The sequence below is a fragment of the Pseudoteredinibacter isoporae genome (genome assembly GCF_040372805.1).
GTDB lineage: Bacteria > Pseudomonadota > Gammaproteobacteria > Pseudomonadales > Cellvibrionaceae > Pseudoteredinibacter > Pseudoteredinibacter isoporae_A.
In genome coordinates, this window is sequence record NZ_BAABWJ010000001.1 from 646,187 (window position 1) to 670,529 (window position 24,343).

18 protein-coding genes are annotated in these 24,343 nt (G+C 48.6%); 6 read left to right on the plus strand and 12 right to left on the minus strand.

Annotation, left to right across the window (positions count from 1 at the left end; translation table 11 throughout):
* Positions 1 to 35: 35 nt before the first annotated feature.
* The 8 genes from ABWW03_RS02975 to radC form a co-directional block, all read right to left on the minus strand.
* Positions 36 to 2,012, minus strand: coding sequence for a diguanylate cyclase domain-containing protein (locus ABWW03_RS02975; protein WP_353406267.1), 1,977 nt, complete (start codon positions 2,010 to 2,012; stop codon positions 36 to 38).
* A gap of 174 nt (positions 2,013 to 2,186) precedes the next feature.
* On the minus strand, positions 2,187 to 4,694 hold the full coding sequence (locus tag ABWW03_RS02980; protein WP_353406268.1) for a TonB-dependent receptor plug domain-containing protein: 2,508 nt from the start codon (positions 4,692 to 4,694) through the stop codon (positions 2,187 to 2,189).
* A 455-nt stretch (positions 4,695 to 5,149) separates the two neighbouring features.
* Positions 5,150 to 6,073: an NAD(P)H-dependent flavin oxidoreductase gene (locus tag ABWW03_RS02985; RefSeq protein ID WP_353406269.1), complete on the minus strand. Its 924-nt coding sequence runs from the start codon at positions 6,071 to 6,073 to the stop codon at positions 5,150 to 5,152.
* An 82-nt stretch (positions 6,074 to 6,155) separates the two neighbouring features.
* Positions 6,156 to 7,259, minus strand: a complete 1,104-nt coding sequence (locus ABWW03_RS02990; protein WP_353406270.1) for a DUF2855 family protein — start codon at positions 7,257 to 7,259, stop codon at positions 6,156 to 6,158.
* Entirely contained in the window at positions 7,256 to 7,855 is a 600-nt protein-coding gene (locus tag ABWW03_RS02995; protein WP_353406271.1) for a TetR/AcrR family transcriptional regulator, read from the minus strand. Before ABWW03_RS02995 ends, ABWW03_RS02990 begins: the two co-directional genes overlap by 4 nt.
* Before the next feature lie 222 nt (positions 7,856 to 8,077).
* A complete protein-coding gene (rpmG, locus tag ABWW03_RS03000; RefSeq protein WP_166851324.1) occupies positions 8,078 to 8,233 on the minus strand; it encodes a 50S ribosomal protein L33 in 156 nt (51 codons plus the stop codon).
* 28 nt (positions 8,234 to 8,261) lie between these two features.
* Entirely contained in the window at positions 8,262 to 8,498 is a 237-nt protein-coding gene (gene rpmB / locus ABWW03_RS03005; protein ID WP_166851327.1) for a 50S ribosomal protein L28, read from the minus strand.
* Between the two features lie 309 nt (positions 8,499 to 8,807).
* Positions 8,808 to 9,491: a RadC family protein gene (gene radC / locus ABWW03_RS03010; RefSeq protein ID WP_353406272.1), complete on the minus strand. Its 684-nt coding sequence runs from the start codon at positions 9,489 to 9,491 to the stop codon at positions 8,808 to 8,810.
* Positions 9,492 to 9,640: 149 nt separating this feature from the next.
* Between radC and coaBC the strand changes: the two genes are divergently transcribed.
* The 4 genes from coaBC (at position 9,641) to slmA (ending at position 15,257) form a co-directional block, all read left to right on the plus strand.
* Complete coding sequence (gene coaBC / locus ABWW03_RS03015) at positions 9,641 to 10,849, plus strand: bifunctional phosphopantothenoylcysteine decarboxylase/phosphopantothenate--cysteine ligase CoaBC (RefSeq protein ID WP_353406273.1); 1,209 nt, start codon at positions 9,641 to 9,643, stop codon at positions 10,847 to 10,849.
* 122 nt (positions 10,850 to 10,971) lie between these two features.
* The gene (locus ABWW03_RS03020) at positions 10,972 to 13,419 is read left to right on the plus strand and encodes a phosphomannomutase/phosphoglucomutase (RefSeq protein ID WP_353406274.1); all 2,448 of its coding nucleotides are present in this window, start codon (positions 10,972 to 10,974) and stop codon (positions 13,417 to 13,419) included.
* Between the two features lie 59 nt (positions 13,420 to 13,478).
* Positions 13,479 to 14,387: an acetylglutamate kinase gene (argB, locus tag ABWW03_RS03025; RefSeq protein ID WP_353406275.1), complete on the plus strand. Its 909-nt coding sequence runs from the start codon at positions 13,479 to 13,481 to the stop codon at positions 14,385 to 14,387.
* Positions 14,388 to 14,663: 276 nt separating this feature from the next.
* Positions 14,664 to 15,257, plus strand: a complete 594-nt coding sequence (slmA, locus tag ABWW03_RS03030) for a nucleoid occlusion factor SlmA (RefSeq protein ID WP_353406276.1) — start codon at positions 14,664 to 14,666, stop codon at positions 15,255 to 15,257.
* Between the two features lie 16 nt (positions 15,258 to 15,273).
* Here the strand turns inward: slmA and ABWW03_RS03035 are convergent, their stop codons facing one another.
* Positions 15,274 to 15,882, minus strand: a complete 609-nt coding sequence (locus ABWW03_RS03035; RefSeq protein ID WP_353406277.1) for a DUF4124 domain-containing protein — start codon at positions 15,880 to 15,882, stop codon at positions 15,274 to 15,276.
* Positions 15,883 to 15,935: 53 nt separating this feature from the next.
* Entirely contained in the window at positions 15,936 to 16,577 is a 642-nt protein-coding gene (pyrE, locus tag ABWW03_RS03040; protein ID WP_353406278.1) for an orotate phosphoribosyltransferase, read from the minus strand.
* Between the two features lie 173 nt (positions 16,578 to 16,750).
* Here pyrE and ABWW03_RS03045 point away from each other — a divergent pair, with 173 nt between their 5' ends.
* Together ABWW03_RS03045 and ilvD are read left to right on the plus strand one after the other, a co-directional pair.
* A complete protein-coding gene (locus ABWW03_RS03045) occupies positions 16,751 to 17,524 on the plus strand; it encodes an exodeoxyribonuclease III (protein ID WP_353406280.1) in 774 nt (257 codons plus the stop codon).
* Positions 17,525 to 17,703: 179 nt separating this feature from the next.
* The gene (ilvD, locus tag ABWW03_RS03050) at positions 17,704 to 19,539 is read left to right on the plus strand and encodes a dihydroxy-acid dehydratase (RefSeq protein WP_353406281.1); all 1,836 of its coding nucleotides are present in this window, start codon (positions 17,704 to 17,706) and stop codon (positions 19,537 to 19,539) included.
* A 105-nt stretch (positions 19,540 to 19,644) separates the two neighbouring features.
* Here ilvD and ABWW03_RS03055 read toward each other — a convergent pair whose 3' ends face one another.
* Both ABWW03_RS03055 and ABWW03_RS03060 read right to left on the minus strand, forming a co-directional pair.
* Positions 19,645 to 21,918, minus strand: coding sequence for a hypothetical protein (locus tag ABWW03_RS03055; protein ID WP_353406282.1), 2,274 nt, complete (start codon positions 21,916 to 21,918; stop codon positions 19,645 to 19,647).
* 57 nt (positions 21,919 to 21,975) lie between these two features.
* Positions 21,976 to 24,255, minus strand: coding sequence for a leucine-rich repeat domain-containing protein (locus tag ABWW03_RS03060; RefSeq protein WP_353406284.1), 2,280 nt, complete (start codon positions 24,253 to 24,255; stop codon positions 21,976 to 21,978).
* Between the last annotated feature and the right edge of the window lie 88 nt (positions 24,256 to 24,343).

Below are 24,343 nucleotides of genomic sequence, written 5' to 3' on the forward strand. Positions count from 1 at the left end.
AAAAACACCCTTCGATTTGAAAACTGCCGAGCACCTTAGCAGCGCGAACCCTTATTGGCAAACTCCCGAAGAGGCAGTCGTGGTGCAGCAAACTCACCCTGCTGCAAATGAACCCCCAAACCCGACCAGGTGTCACTCACAGATTGAGAACTCACGCCCTCTGCCACACAGGGAATCTGCAAATGGTGACAAAGATCCACAATGCAGCGAATCACGACCGAATGGTCAGACATATCCCGGGAAAATTCTGGCGACAACTTTATGTACTGAAGAGGCAGACGCTTCAGGTTCATAAGAGGGGAACAGTCAGAACCAAAGTTATCCAGCGCGAATTGAAAGCCCTGCTTGCCAGCCTCAATAAAAAAATCGGCCTGATGATCGAGCACGCGCTTGAGCGCCCGCTCACTTAATTCAAACACCAGCTTGTCCAGTGTCAGGTTCTTGTGTCGAAGGTATTTTTCAACTCGAGTCAAAAAGCTTTCTTCAATAAGCTGGCTCGCCGACACATTAAACGCTAAGCGAAAGTCATCTGGCGAACTGACACTTTGCAAACGGGAAAAGTCGTCATTCAGCATTTCAAGCAATGAAGCTTCCACCTCAAACAAACGGTTCGCTTTGACCAATGCTTCGTTCACCTCATAAGCGCGCAAGCTGCTTAATAATGGTTGGGGCCAACGTAAGTAAGCTTCATAAATAAAAATATCTTGCTCTGGCAAAGAGGTAACCGACTGGTATTCAAAAAGACTTTCCCCCTCCTGCAACGACTCATCCAACTGCTGAACAATTCGCTCACTGCGCATCAGCTGCTCTTTCACTCTGGACGAGTAATGCACATAACGATTTCGACCGCGCTGCTTGGCCACATACATTGCGGCGTCAGCTTTTTGCAGCACGCTGTCGATGTCTCCAGCATGTTCGGGGAGACTGGCACTGCCCACACTGGCGGTAACATGCAGGCGCCGCTGCCCATTACACACAAAGGGCTTAGTCAACTGTTGAATTAATTGCTGAGCAATAAAATTCAAATCTCTGATCTCAACCACAGCGGGAATTGCCATAATAAATTCGTCGCCGCCTAATCGCGCGCATATCGCTGACTGATGCACTTCATAACGTAAGACCTTAGCCACGTGGCACAACACCTCATCACCGACGGCGTGCCCATAACGATCATTAATTGGCTTGAATTCATCGAGGTCAATAAAGAAAACCGTACAGCCGCTTTCAACTTTGGATTGCAACTGTCGAGAAATACCTCGACGGTTGAATAAACCTGTCAATGCATCCGTGTCGGCAGCAACAGCGTTCTTAAGTTCAGCCAACTTCCGGTCATGGATATCCAATAGAGTCAAACTCTGCACCGGCACTGAGTTCGCTTTCAGTTCCTGGTGATGATGCTTACGCACTTCCACACTGTGCCAACGCGGACCATTTTTTGTGGCACACAGTATTTCTTCGCTGTGGCCATCATCTGCCGCCAGCAGACGCAGTAAATCCTGAGCTTCATGCACAATGCCCTGCACCAGGGGAACGGCAATACCAAACTGTCGCTCAAACGGTGGATTCGCACTCTGAATAACGCCCAAAGCATCAAACAGGCAAATCATCACCGTACCGTAATCGCTGGCTTCGCCTTGCAATAACTCCGAATGCAAACCTTCCACCAACATGGAAACATGGCCTGGTGCCGTCATGACTCCGGAAAAGCGACAGTGCACGCGCTTATCGATATTTTTGGGTGAAATTTGCCACCAACGATCAATAACTCGACCGTGTTTAAATTCTTCCAGATAGGAGCATAGGGTTTGCTGCACAGCTTCGGACGCACCGGGCTTAAAGTCCCGAGCCGTGAGCTCAGAAAGGCTTTCAGATTCCCACAAATTTAGTGCGGTTTTGTTGGCCCAATGAATTCGATAATTCAGCACGTCATAGATCCACACTGCACTTTTGAGCGCATCCAGATCTAACTGATTAAAATCGGCAGGCTGATCAGTTGGCACGTAATTCTTCACAAGGTACTACTCTCACCCTTAAAGGTAATACATAAGTGACAAACTGTAAAAATACATGGTAACAAAGTATTAGTTGCCCAAGCTGAATATAGGGTTAAAAGTTGACGCACTTCCGCACAAAACCAACAAAGACAAAAGGCCGCCCTGGGGCGGCCTGAATCTAGAGGATGAACACTAGAAGCTGTAACGCACTCTGGCGTAATAGAAGCCGCCATTAAAGCCGGTTGGTGAGAATTGGCTGTAACGACGCCCGGACTGCTGCGCACCGGTCGGGTTTTCATCCGGATACTCATCCAACAGGTTTTGAGCCCCGACGGTTATAGAGTAGTTTTCACTGAAGTTATATTCGGCCTCGGCATCGAAGATATACTCATCACCATAGGATCGATCATCTTCCGAATCATAGAAGTCATTGAAGTAACTCATCCGCAGAAGAAAGCGCCAGTCTTCCAAATTGTGGGTCATCGCCAAATTCCAGCGGGACTCCGGCAGACCTTCTTGCAACTCTCGAATACGAGTAGCATCAATCACATCCGGCGAGAAGCTGTCCACTTCGGTTTCCGTATAGTTATACGCCAGCGAGAACTCGGTACTTCCACCCAACATATCTAAACCGTAGGTAGCAACAACATCAAAACCGGATGTCGTGGTGTCGAAGTCATTGGTGAAGAAACGGAAATTCTGAAGATTCTGCGCACTCGTCACTCCGGACGCCACCAGGTCATCGATTTCCTGCTGAGTCAAACTGAAGTTTTGCGAGACACTGATGCGATCGGTCAATTCAATATTGAAATAATCGATGGTCATGCTCACTTCACCCAACTGCAGAATCGCACCCAGGGTATAGCTGCGAGATTCTTCCGGATCAAGAGGCTTACCACCACGCAGGACCGCAACAGGGTTGGTCGAAGGAATGGTACCGTTGTTGACCAGATCCCCTGTTGCTGCATCAAACTCTGTGGAAACGTTAAACGCGTTGGACTGGCCCGGTGTTGGAGCCCGGAAGCCGGTACTGGCGCTGCCGCGTAATGAAAAGTTTTCCGTCAATTCAAAGTTGGCTGAAATTTTTCCGTTGGTGGTGGTACCGAAATCACTGAAATCCTCCCAGCGAATCGCCATACCCACGAGTAAACGATCGGTAACATCCGCTTCCAGATCCACATAAGCAGCGATATTTTTACGCGCAAAACTGCCACCAGCGAGCGGGCTGAAACCGGGGAAGCCATTAGACGCTGCGGAAAATCCTTGCTCTGCCAATGGACCAATTTCAAACGAGGCCTGATCACCCACGGTAATCTCAAAGGTTTCTTCTCGCCACTCCAGTCCCGCAGCAATGTTCAAGTCCGATTCGAATGCATCAACGGGTACCGCGTAGGACACATCCGCATTGAAATTAATGTCCTGTTGAGTGTAATCACCGGGATCAAATGCTGTTGGGGTCTGCGGCCCGAGTGAAGCGTTTACCGTATTTTTAATGAAAAAATCCACATCATTGCGGCCATAGCTCGCGCTCAACTCCCAATTCAGGTCACTGGCTGTGGTACCACGCAGTCCTGCGGTGAGCGCCGCATCATGAACTTTACCGCCAAAGCGCGGAGTAAAGCCGCCGGGGAACATTTCATTGAACACAAAACAATTTGGATCGGCGATCACCTGCTGCAAGGCCGCCGCATCACCGACGTTTACCGTGGGGCATGCAATGCCATCATCCGGAGTTAAATCGCCGACCAGGCGAGTCACACCACCATCATTACTGAACACACCACCGCGAGTGTCCGGGTTACGGAAGAAGAAGCCACCTTCCACTTCTTTGGTTGCGTAATTACCGAAGGCAAAAAATTCCTTACCACCACCCAACTCCAAACCAAGATTGGCCATTAGCTTAATGTCGTCTTTGATTTCTGGCGTACCCCAAATCTGGGCAGGGTTGGCCACCGCAGTGTTACCCGCATCAATCAACGCTTGAGCATCCGCTCGTTGCTGGCTGCGATCTGTTGGATCGGTGTTTCCATATTCAAAACTGACATTAACAAAACCGTTGTCGGTAAAGGGCATACCGACATTTCCGGCGACAGTAATGTTTTCACCATCCCCTTCTTTATATTCCCCGTACTTAACTTCAATGCTGCCGCCTTCCGGATCGTCTTTTAAAATAAAGTTCATCACACCCGCGATTGCATCAGAACCGTATTGGGCGGCGGCACCATCTCGCAACACTTCTACTTGTTTCAGGGCGATAGCAGGAATGGGGGATATATCAGCACCTTGAGCACCGTCGGCCACACCATTACCCAACCAATAGATAACCGCCGCCCGGTGTCGGCGCTTGCCATTGACCAAAACGAGAGTGTGGTCAGGCGCTAAGCCACGCATATTGGCCGGACGCACAATCGTCGCTGCATCACTGATAGGCTGTGCATTCACATTGTACGAAGGCACAACGTTACGTAATAAATTACTGAGATCCGAATCGCCCTGGTTTGCAAAATCATCACCACCGACAACGTCAATAGGTACCGCAGAATCAAAAACCGAGCGCGGTGCTCGGCGGGAACCGGTAACGACCACTTCTTCAAGTAGATCATCAGCCGAATTGCCTCCCTGGGCTATGGATGTCTGACTCATACCCGCAGCCGACAAGGCCACGGCCAGAGACAAGGCACTGGATGGAAACAGCTTCATAGAGTTCTCCTCGCAATTATTTTTATTGTCTTCTCTTTTAACTCCAATAGTGACTTGGAGTAGGCTTCAAATCGAAGCCGCAATAAATTACTTCAAAGCAATTTATTGTTGATGCTCTTGAAACTGATGACTGCAGTCGGCGGTATTGCTAACTCGGTGCACGACTCTATCAGTGAAATCGTACTTATTTGAAAATTACATTTATTTTTATCGTATTTTTCCCAAATGAATTAGCTCGTACTTTTACATCTATCGAGTTTGTCAATAAGGGACAGTTTTAAAATTAGCACGTGCTTGTGAAAAAACCAAAGAATGCTTTGGTTTTTCGTCACAAATAATTAAACACAATTAAAAGTAGTACTGATATTTCTTTATGCAATGTTATTTTGCAGAAAGGAAGAATTGTGCGCCATGAGAGGGCATGGCGCAGGAAGGCGATAGTACTTTCGACGAAATCAGAAGTCCGATTGATTCATGCGGGCACAGATCTCTTTATAGCCTGAAACCGTTTCCTGAATAATCTGCTCAGCGCTTTTCACTTCATTAATCAAACCGGCGGTTTGTCCAGCTAAGGCAATACTGGCTTCCATGTCACCACCGAAGTACAGGTCTTTGATGGTCATAAAAGCCTCCATGGGCATTTTCCCAGCACTGAAGTACTCGGCCGTGCGTTCGGTTTTTAATGCCCGCACACAGGGTGTGGAGGTTTTATTTAACATATAAGTGCCGTCTGTCGCGGCATCGATAATGGCTTGTTTATAATTGTCGTGAGCCGGGTTTTCTGAACAGGCCACAAATCGCGTACCCATCTGTACAGCTTCGGCACCCAACGCAAAGGCTGCTGCCATGCCGCGGCCGTCACATATTCCACCCGCAGCCACCAGTGGCAAATCGACTTTCTCTGCGATAGCTTGCAACAATACCAAAGTGGATACTTCTTCCGGATTTTTGAAGCCACCACCTTCGCCGCCCTCAATAACCAAACCATCCACGCCCGCATCAGCACACTTCAAGGCCGCCTCCAACGAAGGCACAGCATGATAAACAACGATGCCGGCTTCCTGTAGAGGTGCCAAAAACTTTTTGGGGCTACCCGCTGACGTCGTCACAAAACGAACCCCAGATTCACAAATGAATTTCAGCATGGAATCGTCATGCAAAAACATAATCGGCAGATTTACACCGAAAGGCTTATCGGTAAGCGAGGCCATCTTTTCAATTTCAGCCTTGCAATTTTCAGTTTCGCCCGAGGAAGTTTCGATAATCCCAAGACCCCCGGCATTAGACACAGCAGATGCCAGTTGAGATCTCGCCATCCAGCCCATTGGAGCCTGGATAATTGGGTATTGAGCGCCACTATGTTGTAAAAATCGATTCACTGTACTGCTCCGTTTTCTTTTACGTCATTTGTTTTCTGATCCGGTTTAGCGGTCAAAACGCTGGCTTGTTCGCACAAGCACCTCAAGGATTCACACGGTAGATCAAGCCCCGCTCCGGTGTCACCGAGCCCTCTACCATAGCTTGATAAGAAGCACTGATCGCCTCCTCACCATCAACATATTCCACATTTATCCAGTCCTCTACATTCTGGATAAAGCCTTGCCACATCACTGCCAGCTTTTCTGCAAAACCCTTGGGACCCCATTCCTGCATGCGCTTCTGAGCCTGGGTGGGCGCGAAAAACAACTGGGGTTCCGGGCCTGCTAATGCTTCAGCCGCCGCTGTGGTTTGATCCCAGTGGGATGCACCCACGATGCAACTGTATTGCAGCTGATCATCCAGATGCTTGTGAACATTGGCCTTAAGCACTGCATTACCGGCAAAATCAATCAAGAGGGAAGGTTTTCTTGAGATCTGGCTGAGGTCGTCATAGCTGTACACCTCATCGTATAAATTTAAGGAACGTACAAACTCAACATTTCCCGCCGAACTCAAACCGATTATGCGCGGCCCCGATCCGGTCTCCTGTCGACGCTGGTAAAACGCGAAGGCTGTGCCGATAGATGTTTTACTCGAAGCGCTGCTCATCACAACCTGCTCCGCAGAACAGTATGTTTGTTCTTCGAAAAAATCCTGGAGTAGAAATGATGTGGTGAACAAAGGACGCAACAACATTTGCAGGGCTTCGGTGTTTTCACTGTACAGAGGGTCTTTTGCACAGCGAATGTATTGATTGTAAACCACGGGAAGCGCCTCACGGTGCGGCATCGAGTCAATGAAGCTGCCCTCACTGATATTTGCAGGCCGAACGATCAACGCGTCTGCCATTGGAAAATATCCGTAGACTCGCTCGCCAGCCTTCAGAGCGTCATTCTTCGATTCCACAACATCCGCAAAGCCCCACACGGGAATCAAACCTTTGTTTTCTCCAGCGGGGAAAAATGACCAGTATTGCAACATTTCACCCATCACAGCGTAGGTCACATTATTCGCGGTAAAGGCAAACTCTTGGATACTCAAACGAACTTCATCCGCTTGAAGCGCTCGCTCTTCCTGTTTCGTCCACTGGGTGTCTAAAATCTGGGTTTTGTTCACCCAGAATTGTTTTCCAATCACTGTGCTCATGATAAATCTCCGCTGAGGTTTTTAACGCCTAACTGCTGCGTCAACATATCGGTAATATTTTGTTTTTTCGGTCGATTCTGCGGCAAACTGCTTTGCAGCAGTACCCCTTGGATAAATAGCGCAAGCTGCTCGGCAAGTAGGGAAAGATTCTGTCCCTCGGCAATCTCACCGCTCGCCTCGGCTTCCTCCAAAGTCTGTTGTAGCGCTCGACACACCAAGCGGCCCGCTTCCTGAATGACCGGAATGGATCCGCTGGGGAGCTGTTCCAACTGGGCTTGGCTGTTCACCATCAAACACCCCCAATGCGCATTGGGGTCTTCCAAAGCACTGGCAACATACTGGTAGATACCCGTCAAACCCATACCTGGCGCCAAGTACTTATCGCAGCGTCCTTTGACAACTTTCTGTACATACTGCGCCAACACCGCTTCGAACAAGCCAGATTTACTGCCAAAGCGGTTGTAAAGGCTACTGGCCGGCAAGCCGGTTATTTGTTGCAAATCCTGCAAGCTGGTCGCTTGATAACCATGTTGCCAAAACTGCGCCATCGCACTTTTGAGCAGCTGATCGGTTGAGATAGATTGAGGCCTCGCCATAGAGGAATCACCTTACTGTTCTAGTTTTGTAATAGTTACTACAAAACCAACTGAGCACCAAGGTCATTACTGACAATATGGCGACACAGCAGGACAGAAGGGTTTCTGCGACGTAAAAAACCAAAAGCGGGGGCAAGAAAGAGAAGGGTGAAGGGTGAAGCAAGATCAAACAGACACAAAAAACCCGGCCTTAGCCGGGTTTTGGAAATCACAGTAAAGGACTTACTTGATTTTGCCTTCTTTGTAGACCACGTGCTTACGCACAACGGGGTCATACTTTTTGATTTCCATCTTTTCAGGCATGGTACGCTTGTTCTTGTCAGTCGTGTAGAAGTGACCAGTACCAGCCGTTGAATTCAAACGGATCTTATCACGCATGGGAATTTCTCCTGTCCTTTAGCGACGATTAAACTTTTTCGCCACGGGCACGAACTTCGGCCAGAACCGTCTCGATGCCTTTCTTATCAATGATACGCATACCCTTGGCAGAAACGCGCAGCTTAACGAAACGCTTTTCAGACTCAACCCAGAAACGGTGGGTGTGCAAGTTAGGCAAAAAACGACGCTTAGTGTGGTTTTTTGCGTGAGAAACATTATTACCAGTTACTGGGCGCTTGCCGGTAACCTGACATACCTTAGACATCTTTTGGCCTCTACCATGTATCATCGCTGCCACTACCGGCCATGCTTTACTCAGCATCAGACTGGAAATACAGCGAATCGCTACTTAAAAAATTCGACTCATTTTGGGCCTGCGGGAGCCCGACATAGGTCACATTGACCTCATTTCACATCAGGCGGGGCAGACCCCGGCCGCAGAGAGCGGCGTTTTATACCAGAACAGCCCCCCACATTCAACTTTTGCGCCCATTTTTTATTCAAAAAGTCCTTTCGGTCGCTGATTTAGTGGTCAAACGGTCGATACAACACAAGAGCCCATCGCGGGGCCTACTTAATGGCTTGTGATGAAACCCCGCTCCGCCAGGGAAACCTCCTCACCATCACCAACAATCAAGTGATCAAGAAGACGCACCCCCACCAAACTCAAAGCCTGCTGAATGCGGTCCGTAATGAGGCAATCGGCCTGACTCGGCTCATTGATGCCCGAGGGGTGGTTGTGCGCCACAATCACAGCGGCCGCATTACGACTGAGCGCCAATTTGACCAACTCTCGCGGGAAGACCTGAGCACTGTCTACAGTGCCCTGAAACAGCTCCTCAAAGTGGATAAGGCGATGCTGGCTGTCCATTAACAGCACCGCAAACACTTCACGCTGAAGATGCCTTAGATTCGCTCGAAGAAAACGACGTACAGTCTCTGGGCTGCTGAAAACCTGATTTCGCTCCAACGCTTCTCGCAGATGCCGGCGACTGATCTCCTGAACCGCCTGTAAAAGACTGAAACTGGCCTCCCCCAGCCCCGGTTGAGCGCAAAACTCTTCTTCCTGGCTTTCCAGCAGCGCACGCCACCCACCAAAATGAAGCAACACTGCCCTGGCCACATCAACCGCTGACGCCCCGCGCGTGCCCGTGCGTAAAAACAGCGCCAACAACTCAGCATCAGACAGGGCCCCGGGGCCCCGCAGGCGTAACTTTTCTCTTGGGCGCTCGGCCGACGGCCAATCCCTAATACTCATTTTTCCCTCTCAATTGCGCTTACACTGACCTTGAAGACAATGGAACCATTGCCGCCAGCTTGTTAGACAGGGTATCTTAGCGCTTCCAAATTCGTGCCCGATTCGGCCAAAGATCCCAAATTTGTCCATGTGACCCTAAGGCAGTACCCATGAGCTCCTTGCAAAACAAACAAATCCTTCTCGGTATTACCGGTGGTATCGCTGCCTATAAAAGCGCCGAACTGGTGCGACGTTTACAAGATCAAGGTGCGGATGTTCGAGTAGTGATGACCAAAGCGGCGATGGAATTCATCACACCGCTGACCTTACAGGCGCTGTCTGGTAAGCCCGTTCATACCGAGCTGTTAGACCCCGAGGCCGAGGCCGGTATGGGGCATATCGAACTGGCTCGCTGGGGGGATCTGCTTGTGGTGGCACCGGCAAGCGCAGACTTTATCGCCCGCCTGGCACAGGGCCAAGGCAACGATTTATTGAGCACCCTTTGCCTCGCAAGGCGCAGCAAGCTGGCCATTGCTCCCGCCATGAATCAGGCCATGTATGCCAATGCCAGCACACAAGACAACCTCAAGACACTCACCGAGAGAAATATTGCCATCTGGGGACCTGCCAGCGGTGCCCAAGCCTGTGGCGATGTTGGTCCCGGTCGAATGCTCGAGGTCGACGAGTTAGTTGAAAAAACGGCCGCTGAATTTCAATCGGGCCTGCTGGCCGGAAAGCGAGTGGTCATCACTGCAGGCCCAACCCGCGAAGCCATCGACCCGGTTCGCTATATCAGCAATCATTCCTCCGGGAAAATGGGCTATGCTCTCGCTCAGGCCTGCGTGGAAGCCGGAGCCATTTGCCAACTGATCAGCGGCCCCACACAACTCGACTGCCCGCCCCACTGCCAGCGCATCGATGTCGACAGCGCGCTTCAGATGCACTCAGCCGCCATGGACGCCACCAATGAATGCGACATTTTTATTGCCACTGCAGCGGTAGCTGATTTTCGCCCTCGGCAGGCGGCCAATCAAAAAATTAAAAAGCAGGCCGATAGCGAGACCATGACACTGGAAATGATCAAGAATCCCGACATCCTGGCTGACGTGGCAAGCGCTCAGCAACGCCCTTTCTGTGTAGGCTTTGCTGCAGAAACCCAGGAAGTTGAACGTTACGCTCGTGGAAAACTCGAGCGCAAAAAGCTGGACATGGTCATCGCCAATGATGTCTCCCAACAGGGAATCGGTTTTAACAGCGACGACAATCAGGTGTTGATCGTAGACGCAAACGGCAGCAAGCCGCTGGACAAGCTGAGCAAGACCGAACTGGCTCGCCATCTGGTAAAGGAAATTTCCGAGCGCTTCGACAAGGCAAATTAACCGACCGGTATTTGGGCGGAAACACAACGCCTTCACCCAGAGACGACAGGGAATTTAAGCTTGGGCTAACCCTAAGCTATTGTTAAGATTGGAAAACTAATAATTAAGTCCGACTCTTTTTTATGCGCATAGCAAACATCAAGAACTGGGGTAACGCCGAAAAGCAAACTGCAGCCATTCTCTGTGGCCTGCTAACGGTCTGTATAGGGGTGGGTGCCTGGTACTACCAGCGCTACGTTGTCATTGAAGCCGAGCAAGCGCTGGATAAAGCCATAGACAGTATGGTCAGCACTCAAATTGACGCCATTGGCCATCGCATAGGTTCACTGAATCAGGACCTGAAACGGTTCACCAGCCGCGAAGCCTTAACCAAAGCAATTGTGCAAGAAGAGCCGGTCACCATTCGAAGCTTTATGTCCAGCCTCGAAAAAGCCTTCCCCAAAGCCCTCAGCATTCGCATTATTCGCCGCGGTACAGCCCAATTGGATCGGGAACATGCCGCGCCAATTCGTTTTGCCGAGCTGGATATGATCACTCGCGCGGAAAACCATCAACCCATCACCATTGAAGCTGCAAAAATAGGGGAGAGCTGGCAATTTAATTTATTGGCTCCGATTCCGCACAATCAGGATCAAACCCCAGTGGCGACGTTAATGGTTACTCTGAATCAACGCGACATTGCCCAGCTACTGCGTGACGCCGATCAGGACAGTGGTCGCTTTGAACTGCTCCAACAATTTGGCCGTCACCCCGCCCAATTGATCCTTGGCATTGGCAAATCCGATAGCCAAAAAAGCGTGACCAAAGACATTCCCAATACGCTGTGGAAACTGCGCTTTTCTCCATCTCAGAATACCGTGGATGCCTCGGGTATCAACCTGCTGCCTTTCCTCAGTGCCTGGTTTATCGTAACGGCCTTATTGTTGAGCGGTGCATTCCAGTTATGCCGCCGTCAATTCGCGCCTCATTCAAGCCGAGGCAGCCGCACCGTCCAAGAGTTCGATCAGAAAGTCCGCGAACACCAGCTGACCAATGGCCGCAAAATGGACGATATTTTGGATATCGAAGTCAATGCGGATGATGAAGATCTTCTGGGAGACAGTTTCGATACTCAGCACTCTGGCAAAGTGAGTGCAACGCCATCACTGGATATCGTCAACAATGACGAAGAAACCGCCCCGGCAGTCAGTGACGAACTGATTCCAGAGGAAGTGTTTCGCGCCTACGATATTCGAGGCTTAGCGGACCCTTATCTGAGCCCTGAATTTGTGCAACGTCTCGGGCAAGCCTTGGGCAGCGAGGCGATTGATCAAGGCGAGGAAACCATGATCGTGGCTCGAGATTGTCGAGTCCACAGCCCCGAAATTTGTGAACAACTAATTGCCGGTATCACCAGTACCGGATGCCATGTACTCGACCTCGGCATCGTGCCCACCCCACTGTTGTACTTTGCCTGTCATGTATTGCCAAGCAGCAACAGCGGCGTAGTCGTCACCGCCAGCCATAATGGTCCGAAATACAATGGCTTCAAAATGGTGTTCAACCGCAACACCATCAGCGATCAGGGCATCCAATACATTAAACAACGCATGCAACAACAAGCATTCGCGAGCAGCGATAGTCCGGGCCAGGTCAGCCAGCAGGATATCAGCGCAGAATACATTGAGCAGATTTTTTCTGACATCGCCCTCGCCGGGGATATCACCGTTGTTATTGATGCCGGCAACGGCGCAACTTCCGAAATAGCACCGCGTCTATTTGAAGAATTGGGCTGTACTGTAATTCCTATGTACTGCGAATTCGATGGCCGTTTTCCAAACCACGCGGCCGACCCCAGCCGGGAGCGCAACCTTCGAGATCTGATCAAAGCCGTACGCAAGCACCGAGCGGATCTGGGTATTGCTTTCGATGGCGACGGCGATCGATTGGGTGTCGTCACCCCAGAGGGCAAAATCATTTGGCCCGACCGCCAGCTCATGTTGTTTGCCAAAGATATCGTTTCCCGAAACCCGGGAACAGATGTGTTATTCGACGTTAAATGCACCCGCCAGCTCAACAGTCTGGTCAGCAGTTATGGGGGGCGCCCAATCATGTGGAAAACCGGCCACTCCCTGATGAAAGCCAAGATGGCCGAAACCGGAGCCTTATTAGGCGGAGAGCTGTCCGGGCATATCTTTTTCAAGGAGCGCTGGTTCGGTTTCGATGACGGCATGTATTCCGCTGCTCGACTGATGGAAATCATGAGCTTGCGCGATCAGGATCTGGACACCATTTTCTCCAGCTTCCCGGAATTGCCTGCCACACCGGAAATCAAAATCGACGTCGAAGAAAGCGAAAAATTCCAGATTATCGAAGACCTGATTTCCCATGGTCACTTCGAAGATGGCCGACTCACAACCATCGATGGCCTGAGAGTCGACTTCGCCCACGGCTGGGGGTTGGTGCGCGCATCCAATACGTCCCCAGCACTCACCCTGCGCTTCGAAGCCAACACAGAAGAACAATTAGAGGATATCCAGGAGCAATTTAGAGCAGAAATCGCTAAAATAGCGCCTTCCATAAGCTTTTAATCAGCGGAGCCGGCGCTCGACACCATAGCCCAACGACGCCTGCCCACTCAGGAATCCCTATGTCTTTATCCCAAAAGAAAGCGATGAAAATCGCTGAGGTTCTCACCGAAGCGCTGCCCTATATCCAGCGTTTTACCAACAAAACCGTTGTCGTAAAGTTTGGCGGTAACGCTATGATCGACGAAGAACTGCAGAACAGTTTTGCCCGCGATATCGTGCTCATGAAACTGGTGGGTATGAACCCTATTGTCGTTCATGGCGGCGGACCACAAATCGGTAATCTGCTCGACAAGCTCAGCATCCACAGCGAATTTGTCGATGGCATGCGAGTGACCGACAGCGCGACAATGGATGTAGTCGAAATGGTGCTCGGTGGCACCGTAAACAAACAAATCGTCAGTCTGATTAATCGTAACGGTGGCCAAGCGATCGGCATTACCGGTAAAGACGGACATCTGATCAAGTCCAAAAAGCTGTCCGTAAGTCGCTACAATCCCGCGATGAAAGCCTCCGAAATTATCGATATCGGTCATGTAGGCGAGGTCAAAAGCATTAACACCGACGTGATTGATATGCTGATCGACAGTGACTTCATTCCGGTAATTGCCCCCATTGGCGTTGGTGAAGATGGCAACAGCCATAACATTAACGCTGATCTGGTGGCAGGCAAATTAGCCGAGGTCGTACAAGCTGAAAAGTTGATGTTGCTCACCAATGTAGCAGGCCTGCAAGATAAAGAGGGCGAAGTACTCACCGGCCTGAGCACGGAGCAAGTGGACGGACTCATTGAAGATGGCACCATTTACGGTGGTATGCTACCCAAAATCAATTGCGCATTGGATGCCGTGAAAGCGGGCGTGACCAGCGCGCACATTATTGATGGCCGTGTTGCCCACGCCGTTCTATTGGAAATCTTTACCGATACCGGTGTCGGCACACTGATTACCAATAGCAAGGCATCGTCGTAGGGTATAAATATTCGACAAAGGTGCCATCAAACCGCCATAATCAGTCTTTAGAATGATTTTGCTTTGACGGCCTGTGGTCTACCCCTGATTTAGGTCATGGCAGACCCATACCCATTGCCGTTTAAATAGACGGCTCGGCAAATTTGCTGCGGGGCAATTGCAGCCGGCTCCTGTTGCCGTTAGGATGGCAGGCGCCTTTGGCATGCGTGAACTGATGTATTTTCTCCACTGACCTTGGAACTTAGTGCAGACCTGTGGTTTGCCTTATTTGCATCTATGACTAAAAGCAACAATAAAACTTCTCGACGCCAACAAATTCTACAAGCCCTGGCCCATATGTTAGAAGCCAGTCCGGGCGCCCGAATCACCACTGCCGCTCTGGCTCGCGAAGTGGGTGTTTCTGAAGCGGCTTTGTATCGACATTTCCCGAGCAAGTCGAAGATGTTCGAAGGCTTAATCGAATTTATTGAAGAAACCCTGTTCAGTCGAATCAATCTGATTCTGAGCGAGCAACCCAATGCCCTCGCTGCTTGCGACAAGATTTTGTACCTGCTGCTGACCTTCACCGAACGCAATCCTGGTATTACCCGAATCCTAACCGGCGATGCCCTGGCGGGAGAGACAGATCGACTGAGAGCACGAGTGGCTCAGCTTTACGATCGCCTGGAAACCCAGATTAAACAGATTTTGCGAGAAGCCGAAGTGCGGGAAGGTTTACGCCCCAGCATAACCGTCGGTGCCGCGGCCAATTTACTGATTGCTACCGCCGAAGGGCGTATTGCGCAATTTGTTCGAAGTGAATTTAAACGTTCACCCACCGAGAATTGGCAGGATCAATGGGCGGTGTTAACCCAGGGCTTTTTTCGCTGAGCCCTGGGCAATATTCCTAACTTTCCCGGCGACCGGTAATCACACCGAAGCGTTCAATATCCTGATCAAACTTATCAATCAGGGCCTGGCGTTCACGCTCGCGCTTTTCAATGCGAGTAACGGTCACCTCACGCTTGTGCTTAAGCTCTTCTAACTGCTTGAGAAGGCCTTCGCCTACCTCACGGCCAGCACGCTCAAGATTAGCCGCTTCCATACGCTTCTGGTGGATGCGGGTATCAATCCCCCCGATGTTTCCTTTCAGGATTTGGATGCTGCCATCAATGCTTTCCAGCTTACGTTGCTTAGCCAGCTTAATCTCTTTAACGGAGCTATAACGACGGCGCAATTCAGCGTCCCACTTGGCCAACTCGGCTTTGGACCTGAGGTTTTCTTTTTCAGCATCGGTCGGTGCCGGCTTAACTACCCGCACAACTCGACCACTGGGCGTTACGACTTCATAACCTTTCTGGGCATATTCAGGAGGGATTTTCGAACTAATAACCGGAACACCATCCTTATCAATATAACGATAAAAAACCACCTCTGCGCTGACAGCCGCCGTCATCAACGCCAATACAGCGATGGATGCACGAGATAATTTTGTAGTTAAGGTCGTTAACAACACGGATATCTTCCTTTGGATTCGACAGAATAAGTTACCGTAACAGAGGGGTGCCCTTATACCCCATATTGTTTCCGGTATTCTTCTATTTTAGCGACTGTTTCGGCCATATCGCCAGTCTCTTCTAAATAGACCACAATATCTTCCAAACTGACAATACTAATAACAGGTATATTGAACTGCTGTTCCACTTCACCAATCGCCGACAACTCACCCTTGCCGCGCTCCTGGCGATTCAGGCCGATGATCACCGCTGCTGGGCTGGCCTCATGCTGATCGATAATATCCATGACCTCGCGCACCGCTGTACCTGCCGTAATCACATCGTCCACAATGGCAATGCGACCTTCCAATGGCGCGCCAACCAAAGTGCCCCCTTCGCCGTGCGCCTTGGCTTCCTTGCGGTTAAAACAATAGGGCACATCGCGATTATGCTCATCGGCGAGCGCCACCGCCGTTGTCGTCGCCAGCGGAATACCTTTGTATGCTGGACCGAACAGGACATCGAACTCCAGGCCCGCATCGACGATCGCCGCGGCGTAAAATCGACCCAGGGCGGCTAAAGCAGCACCGGTTTTAAAACGGCCTGCGTTAAAAAAATACGGGCTCACTCGCCCTGACTTCAAAGTAAACTCACCGAAGCACAGGACTTCATGTTGTATCGCCAATTTGATGAATTCACGCTGAAAGTCTTTCATAGTTGTCTCCACATCTTTGTTTGTCAGCCCGTATAGAGGGACTGATCGAACGTCGGTACTGATACGCTCAAACTTTGGCCGCATCTGCCGCTATAGCGTCCAATGGAACCAAATAAACTACCAATATCTGCAAAGCCCGGTATCATACACAGTCCAGTATCAAGGGGCTATTAATGCGCATTATCAGTTTAAGTGTCGACGGCATCCACCAGGCAGCTCAGCGTGGATTGTATGATTGGCTGGCCGAGCAAGACGCCGACATCGTTTGTCTTCAAGACCTCCGTGCGCAGGAATATGAGCTCGATCATGATACCTTCCACCCGGAAGGCTATTTTGCCTATTTTTTCGATTCCGGCATTCCCCATACCAATGGCGTGGCAATCTACACTCGTCATATGCCCAAAGCCCTGATTTATGGCTTTGGGTTCGCCAGCGGCCTGGATATGCAAGGGCGCTACCTTCAGCTGGATTTTGAACGCCTGAGTGTTGGCTCGTTCCTCGCTCCGAATGCCGAACCCGGACACGAGCAGCAACTCGAAGAAAAAGTGGGCTTTTTCGATGATTTACAGGCCCATTTACACAAAATCTCCAACAAACGTCGCGACTTCATTTTCTGTGGTAACTGGGCCATGGCGAGAGATCGCAACGATGTACAGAACTGGCAAAATCACGAAGATGAAGACGGTTTCCGTCCCCATGAGCAGCAGTGGATGCGCCAACTGGTAGACGAACTGGACTATGTTGACGCTTTCCGTCGTGTCAACAGTGACGGCGACGAATACAGCTGGTGGCCCTCTGGAACCGTCGGTGAAGGCGATGGCTGGCGAACCGACTTGCAGATTATTTCTGATGATCTCAAACATCGTATTGAGTACGGCGCCATCAACAAGAATAAACAGTTCTCCAGCCACCTGCCGGTCATTATGGACTACGATATCGAGCTCTAAACCTCGATCATTCACCCAAGCATATAGCCCAAGGGCTGCATCTGATACAATCCCCAACCCATAAGGCGACGCTGTCGATCATTCGAGCATATTAGAAAAAGGGCCAAGCCCTCACAAACGGCCGACAGCAGGGCCCTAGGCCCACCTGCAAACCAAGCAATAGCGCAATCGAGGATGTTATGCCTGAGTATCGTTCCAAAACCTCCACCGCTGGCCGCAATATGGCTGGCGCTCGCGCCCTGTGGCGCGCCACCGGCATGAAAGACGAAGACTTTCACAAGCCGATTATTGCCATCGCCAATTCTTTCACCCAGTTTGTTCCTGGTCATGTACACCTAAAAGATATGGGGCAACTGGTGGCCCGCGAGATTGAAAAGGCCGGTGGTGTCGCAAAAGAATTTAACACCATCGCGGTTGATGACGGCATTGCCATGGGCCACGACGGCATGCTGTACAGCCTGCCAAGCCGAGACATTATTGCCGACAGCGTTGAGTACATGGTCAATGCGCATTGCGCCGATGCCCTCGTGTGCATTTCCAACTGCGACAAGATTACTCCCGGAATGTTGATGGCCGCCATGCGCCTGAACATCCCAGTTATTTTCGTTTCCGGTGGCCCAATGGAAGCCGGCAAAACCAAACTGAGCGAACACAAGTTGGATTTGGTGGACGCCATGGTTATCGCCGCCGACGATTCCGTCAGCGATGAGCACGTTGCCGAAATCGAGCGCAGCGCCTGCCCTACCTGTGGTTCTTGCTCTGGAATGTTTACCGCCAACTCCATGAACTGCCTAACCGAAGCACTGGGCTTGAGTCTGCCCGGTAACGGCACCGTAGTTGCCACCCACGCCGATCGCGAGCAACTCTTTTTAGAGGCCGGACGTCAAATTGTGAATCTGGCAAAACGCTATTACGAAGGTGACGACAACAACGCACTGCCACGCAGCATCGGCAGCTTCAAAGCGTTTGAAAACTGTATTACCTTGGATATCGCAATGGGGGGCTCCACCAATACCATTTTGCATTTGCTGGCCATTGCCCAGGAAGCCGAAGTGGACTTCACCATGGAAGACATTAATCGCCTTTCCAAAACCGTTCCGCAATTGTGCAAAGTTGCCCCGAATACACCCGAATATCATATTGAAGATGTGCACCGCGCTGGCGGCATCATGGCCATCCTCGGAGAGCTGGACAGAGCCGGTGTTTTACACAGCGAGCTACCCACCGTGCACAGCAGTAGCATGAAGGAAGCGCTGGACAAATGGGACATTATGCGCAACCCCAGCAGCAAGGTAATGGAATTTTATCGAGCTGGCCCCGCTGGCATTCCCACCCAACAAGCTTTTAGCCAAAGCACTCGCTGGCCAACCCTGGATGCCGATCGCGCCAACGGTTGCATTCGGTCCCTGGAACACGCCTTCAGCCTGGAAGGTGGCTTGGCGGTTCTGACCGGTAATATTGCCGAAGACGGTTGCGTGGTAAAAACAGCCGGCGTCGACGAATCTATTTTAGTCTTCGAAGGCAATGCCTACGTAACCGAATCACAGGATCAAGCGGTTGCGGATATTCTTGACGATAAAGTAAAGGCCGGCGATGTGGTTATCGTGCGCTATGAAGGCCCCCGTGGCGGCCCTGGCATGCAGGAAATGTTGTACCCGACTTCTTACATTAAATCGAAGGGCCTCGGCAAAGATTGCGCTTTGCTAACCGATGGTCGCTTCTCTGGAGGAACATCCGGCTTGAGCATCGGCCACGTTTCGCCAGAAGCCGCTGCCGGTGGCGCCATTGGTTTAGTACGCAATGGGGATCGAATCAAAATCGACATCCCCAATCGCTCTATCGACGTACTACTGAGTGATGAAGAACTGGCCGAACGTCGCCGCGAACAAGACAGCAAAGGCTGGAAGCCCGTTGACGCGCGGCCACGTAAAGTCAGCGCCGCTTTAAAAGCGTATGCGATGTTAGCCACCAGTGCCGACAAAGGCGCGGTAAGAGATTTATCGCAACTGGACTAACGCCGAATCTCTTCCCAAAAATCCCGCCACGGCGGGATTTTTTATTTGAGCGCAAAAACTGACCACATCACCTAGAACACAAACAATAAGCAATTATGTTTAAAATCAATGAATATACTGATCAACCATCACAAAATTTTGGCCAGCCGGATCAAATCGCAAGGTCACATCGCTACCTTGATAGGGAAAATCTTCTACCAAGATATCTTTATCATAGGAACGTACATAGAACTGCTCTCCATTTTCATTGACCGGGGTAAAAGATAAAAACTCAACATCTCTATACACATAGCTTTTGACGCCAAAAAAAGTTCGTGATTTTAATTCGAGTTTGTGCCAACCATTTTTGAGAGTCCCAGAGTATCCCAGCACACTCCATCCTAACAGTGAGGTGTAGCCATAACCAAACACCTCCCCAACATCGGACCGATTTTCTCGAACTACATCCAGCTCAGCCCCACCATCAAAAACAAGTTTGGGGGACTCACTTAATCGCCCATCAGCCTCAGTCAACCCTGTTCTCAGCCATCCTCGTACAGATTGAACACCGGAAAAAACCATACTTGCATTCGGATTCTCTATTTTCGCTATAGAATCATCATCAGCATGCACTGAACGCTCTGCCTGGCTATTGATAAAATGAACTTCCCGACTAGTTACAGACCTACCATTCCCATCCATTTGATCTGATATAGTAAAGCTCTGTTGCGCTTGATTGAATTCAATAACCGAGGAATGTCCCTCGATAGGAAAATCTTTCACTGTCACAGATTTTGTAACGCCACTGATGTACTGGTATTCGCCATTTATCGTCGGATTAAATACATTAAATTCTCTATCAACCCATAATAAATCAGACGCTCCATAAACTCTAATTCGGTGCTTACCATTAGATAGGCTCGCAGAATTGAATAAATAGCTCCATGCAAAATTTCTATCCTGCTCAAAATCAGACAAGCCCATTGACTGAACGACATCTGCACGAAAAGAAGATACTCTTACTCTTATTTTAGGCTGATTATCAAGCCGAATGTACGCGAACCTTTCATTAGAGCTGTTCGATAAAAATTCAGTATACCACTCCTGATCTCTAGACCAGCCACGCAACTGAACCACTCCAGAAAGCACACGTTTATCACTAGGGTTTTCGAGAGAAACATTAGGTACATTATTAGTTTTACCCAAATTCGGCTCACAAGCCTTTGATGAGCAAGAACTGAAAACCACACGAACTGTACAATTCTCAGAAGTATCAGGTATAAAATAAATGCTCCTCTTCAAACTTCCGCCGCAACCCTCGACTGTGCCAATTTTTGAATTTTCACCTGGCACTATAAATACTTTCACCCCGGCACCACGGACCCGCGGAGTTAATGTTGCCAGCCCACCACCTAGAAGCCTCAGGTTGATTCCCTTTATATCTTCTTGCCCGGCTACCATTGATTGGCGATCGATCAAAGAAAACACCATTTTGCTAGGATCATACAACCCTGCACGAATATCTCCAACAATATGGTTCTCAGCCACATCAAGATGAGTCAAAGAACTAAAAGTTTTAAACTCTTTCGGTATCTCACCCCAAAATTGATTTCCACGAATAGCAATATAGAAGGCACTCTCCAAACCATACATCCATTTTCCAATATCGCCCCATAAAAAATAGTTTCCATTTAAGCTAAGAAATTTTAAATTTTTTAAGTTGGCAAATGACCCAGGAACCTCCCCAAAGAACCGATTGACATCCAACCTTAAGTACTCGAGATCCTTGAGATTACCTATTGAATCGGGAATTCTTTCCTTAAACCTGTTATTCCTGAGTCTAATCTCAGACAATCTTTCATTGTGCACAAACTTATTTAAAATCTCACCTTCTAAATCATTAAAAGATAGATTAACAAATTTTAAAGACGACATACCTGAAAAAATTTCAGGCACCAACCCAGTCAGCTTATTCTTCTCAAAACTTATGTATTCGATATTCTTGAGTTTAGATAATTGGTGAGGAATTTCACCTCGCAAATTTTGCCCTGAAACTCTTAGTTTTCTCAGCTCACTTAGGCTGGAAAAATTTGCCGACAACGTCCCGCCAATAACTCCTTGGTTATTGTGTTTAACACCGCCAGAAGATGGGTGAATATCAATCTCAACAACGTGGCCATTTTCAATAGTAATACCTCGCCACTTGTGAACATCGAAGTTCTGCCATGTACTTTCTACATCCCATGCCTCAGCATTGCTATCATTGTAAAACTCAACAAGAATTCTACATTCTTCCTCATCCAACTCATTCACATACTGCCTACAAGAGTCTAGATGTATCCCAGAAAAGGCTTGGGAGCAAAAAACCAAAAAACCAAAAACAAAAAACAATTTATACATACAATCCTCACGTCATCTTCGATCAGCTTAATTCAGCTACTAACCAAGCAAGCTCTCCTAGTGTATTAGCTGATCAACAATGAGAAAATTCTGCCCAGCTGGATCAAAACGTAGCTTTACATCACTACCATCTTCTGGAAAGTTTTCCACCAGTATTTCATCTTTATAGGAGTGAACGTAAACTTGCTCGCCAAATTCATTGACAGGCGTAAAAGACAAAAACTCAACCTCCTGGAGCACAAACCTTATCTGATAAATGACATCTTCAAGCGCACTAAGATCGGCTCTATACCAGCCATTTTTCAAACTACCAGAGTACCAAAGAAAGCTCCAACCAAAATCTCCTGCAACCGAGAAATTTTTATTTACATCTTCACGCTTGTGAAACGTCAGGTTTCGGTTGATATTTTTTTCTTCGCCCCCTGAATCAATGGAGAATTTTTTGTCCTGCAAACCAAACTCTCCAAGCGTAGGGCTTTGATCCCTTTGAGTTATGAACCACCCCCGCATATTTTGTACACCAGAATATATGCGATCAGGAGATGGGTTTTCTATTTGAGCAGCAGACCTATCTCCATACTTCGATGACTTCTGTCTCAGCTTTGGATCTGAGTATCGTTCGCCATCATCACTGAAATGCCGCTCTTCACTTCGAACAGACTTACCTGAGGAATCGAATTGATTCACAACAGTAAAACTCTGCTCCGCGACATTAAAAGCAATCTCTGAAGAATGCCCCGGAATTGGAAAATTTGGAACGATAGCAGATTTTTCAACACCACTAATATATTGAACTTTCCCCGCCATTTTAGGATTGAAGACAGTGAAATCAACATCAGCCAGCTGCACTCCCATGTCATTAAAGAGTTTTAGGTTATGCTGACCATTTGTCAGATCTCCAGTGTAGATTGGAACACTCCACCCCAGCTCTCTCTCACCTTCTGGACGCGTGTAATTCATTGCATCAGTTACATCACTTCTTACATCCAACTCCTGAAAATAAACACGTTCATTATCATCAATTTTTATGGAAAACTTTGTTTTTTCTCCGTGAATAAAGTCATTATTAAAAAATTGATGCCAATCTGGCAAAAGAAACCACCCCCTAAATTGAACCACTCCAGACAATTGCTTCCCTTGAAATGGGGACTCTACCTTTACATTAGGGATAGAATTCGTTTTACCGAAATCCACCACACAGGACTTTCCTTCGCATGGAGAGAATACGATGTCAGCGTTGCATTGTGCTTGACCACCTGAAACAGAAAAGATGTTTCTCTCCAATTGCCCTGAGCACCCGGAAACAGCTGTAACTTTATAACCCTCGTCCGGGACAATGAATATACGGGACTGCTGGCCTTTTATTTTTGGCGCTAGAACTACATTTCCTTTATTATTATGTTTCAAGGTTATTGGAATAATATGTTCTTCCTGATTATATGCTAATGTCTGACCCGACATTTCAACATAGTAATAACCATTCTGAAAAATTAAGTGAATTGGGCCACTCAAAGCATTTGAAAAGTGATTATGATCCAAATAAATCAATGCACTTTCATCCAATGGATTCGTTGTATCAAGAACATAGTCAGGTATCTCGCCCCAGAAATTGGATTCCACAAGGTGGACATCAGGAACAACTTCGTTTTTTAAAATTTCAAATGGAAACTCCCCCCACAAATAGGGATTAAATGACAAGTTCAACTTCCTAAGCTTCTTGAGATCTACAATAGAACTGTCTACCTCCCCATAAAAAAGATTATCGTGCAACCTCAAAACCTCTAGAGTAGCGAAGTCCCCCCAATTACTCGGAAATCTGTCTCTAATTTTTAGATTCCCCAAATCTAAAATTCTAATATTTTTTAGGTCCCTCATTGACTGAGGAAACGAGCTAATCAACTTAGCTTTCCCAGCGCTCAAGCTTAACCACTCAAGATTTGGGAATGCATCCCAGAAATCGGGAAGAGGAGCTCCATAAGTCGTGCCATTAATACTTAATTTATGCAATGCTGTTAACAGCTTGAAACTATCTTCGAACTTGCCCTCCAACCAAGAATCACTTTGAAAAGAATCATCTAAAACAGGCTTATCCAGAACAATCTCTACAACTCGACCACCAGAAGTCGTCACACCTTTCCAGTGATTAACTACCGGTAATCCCCACGTATTACCAATATCAACATTTTTAACATTAAAAGAATGGTAGAAATCCACCAAGGCCAGGCAATCATTCCTTTCAACACTCAACTCTGCATGATCACAAACAGTATCAATATTTGAATTTGCAAATACATTCACGCCACTGAGCAACAGTAGCAAACCAAAAGCAACGCGCATTTTCCTTTCCTATTCACTTAATTTAACCTGAATGCTTTGGATGCACCGCAGGCCATGCACAGGAATGCCATAAAAATAACGAAAAAAG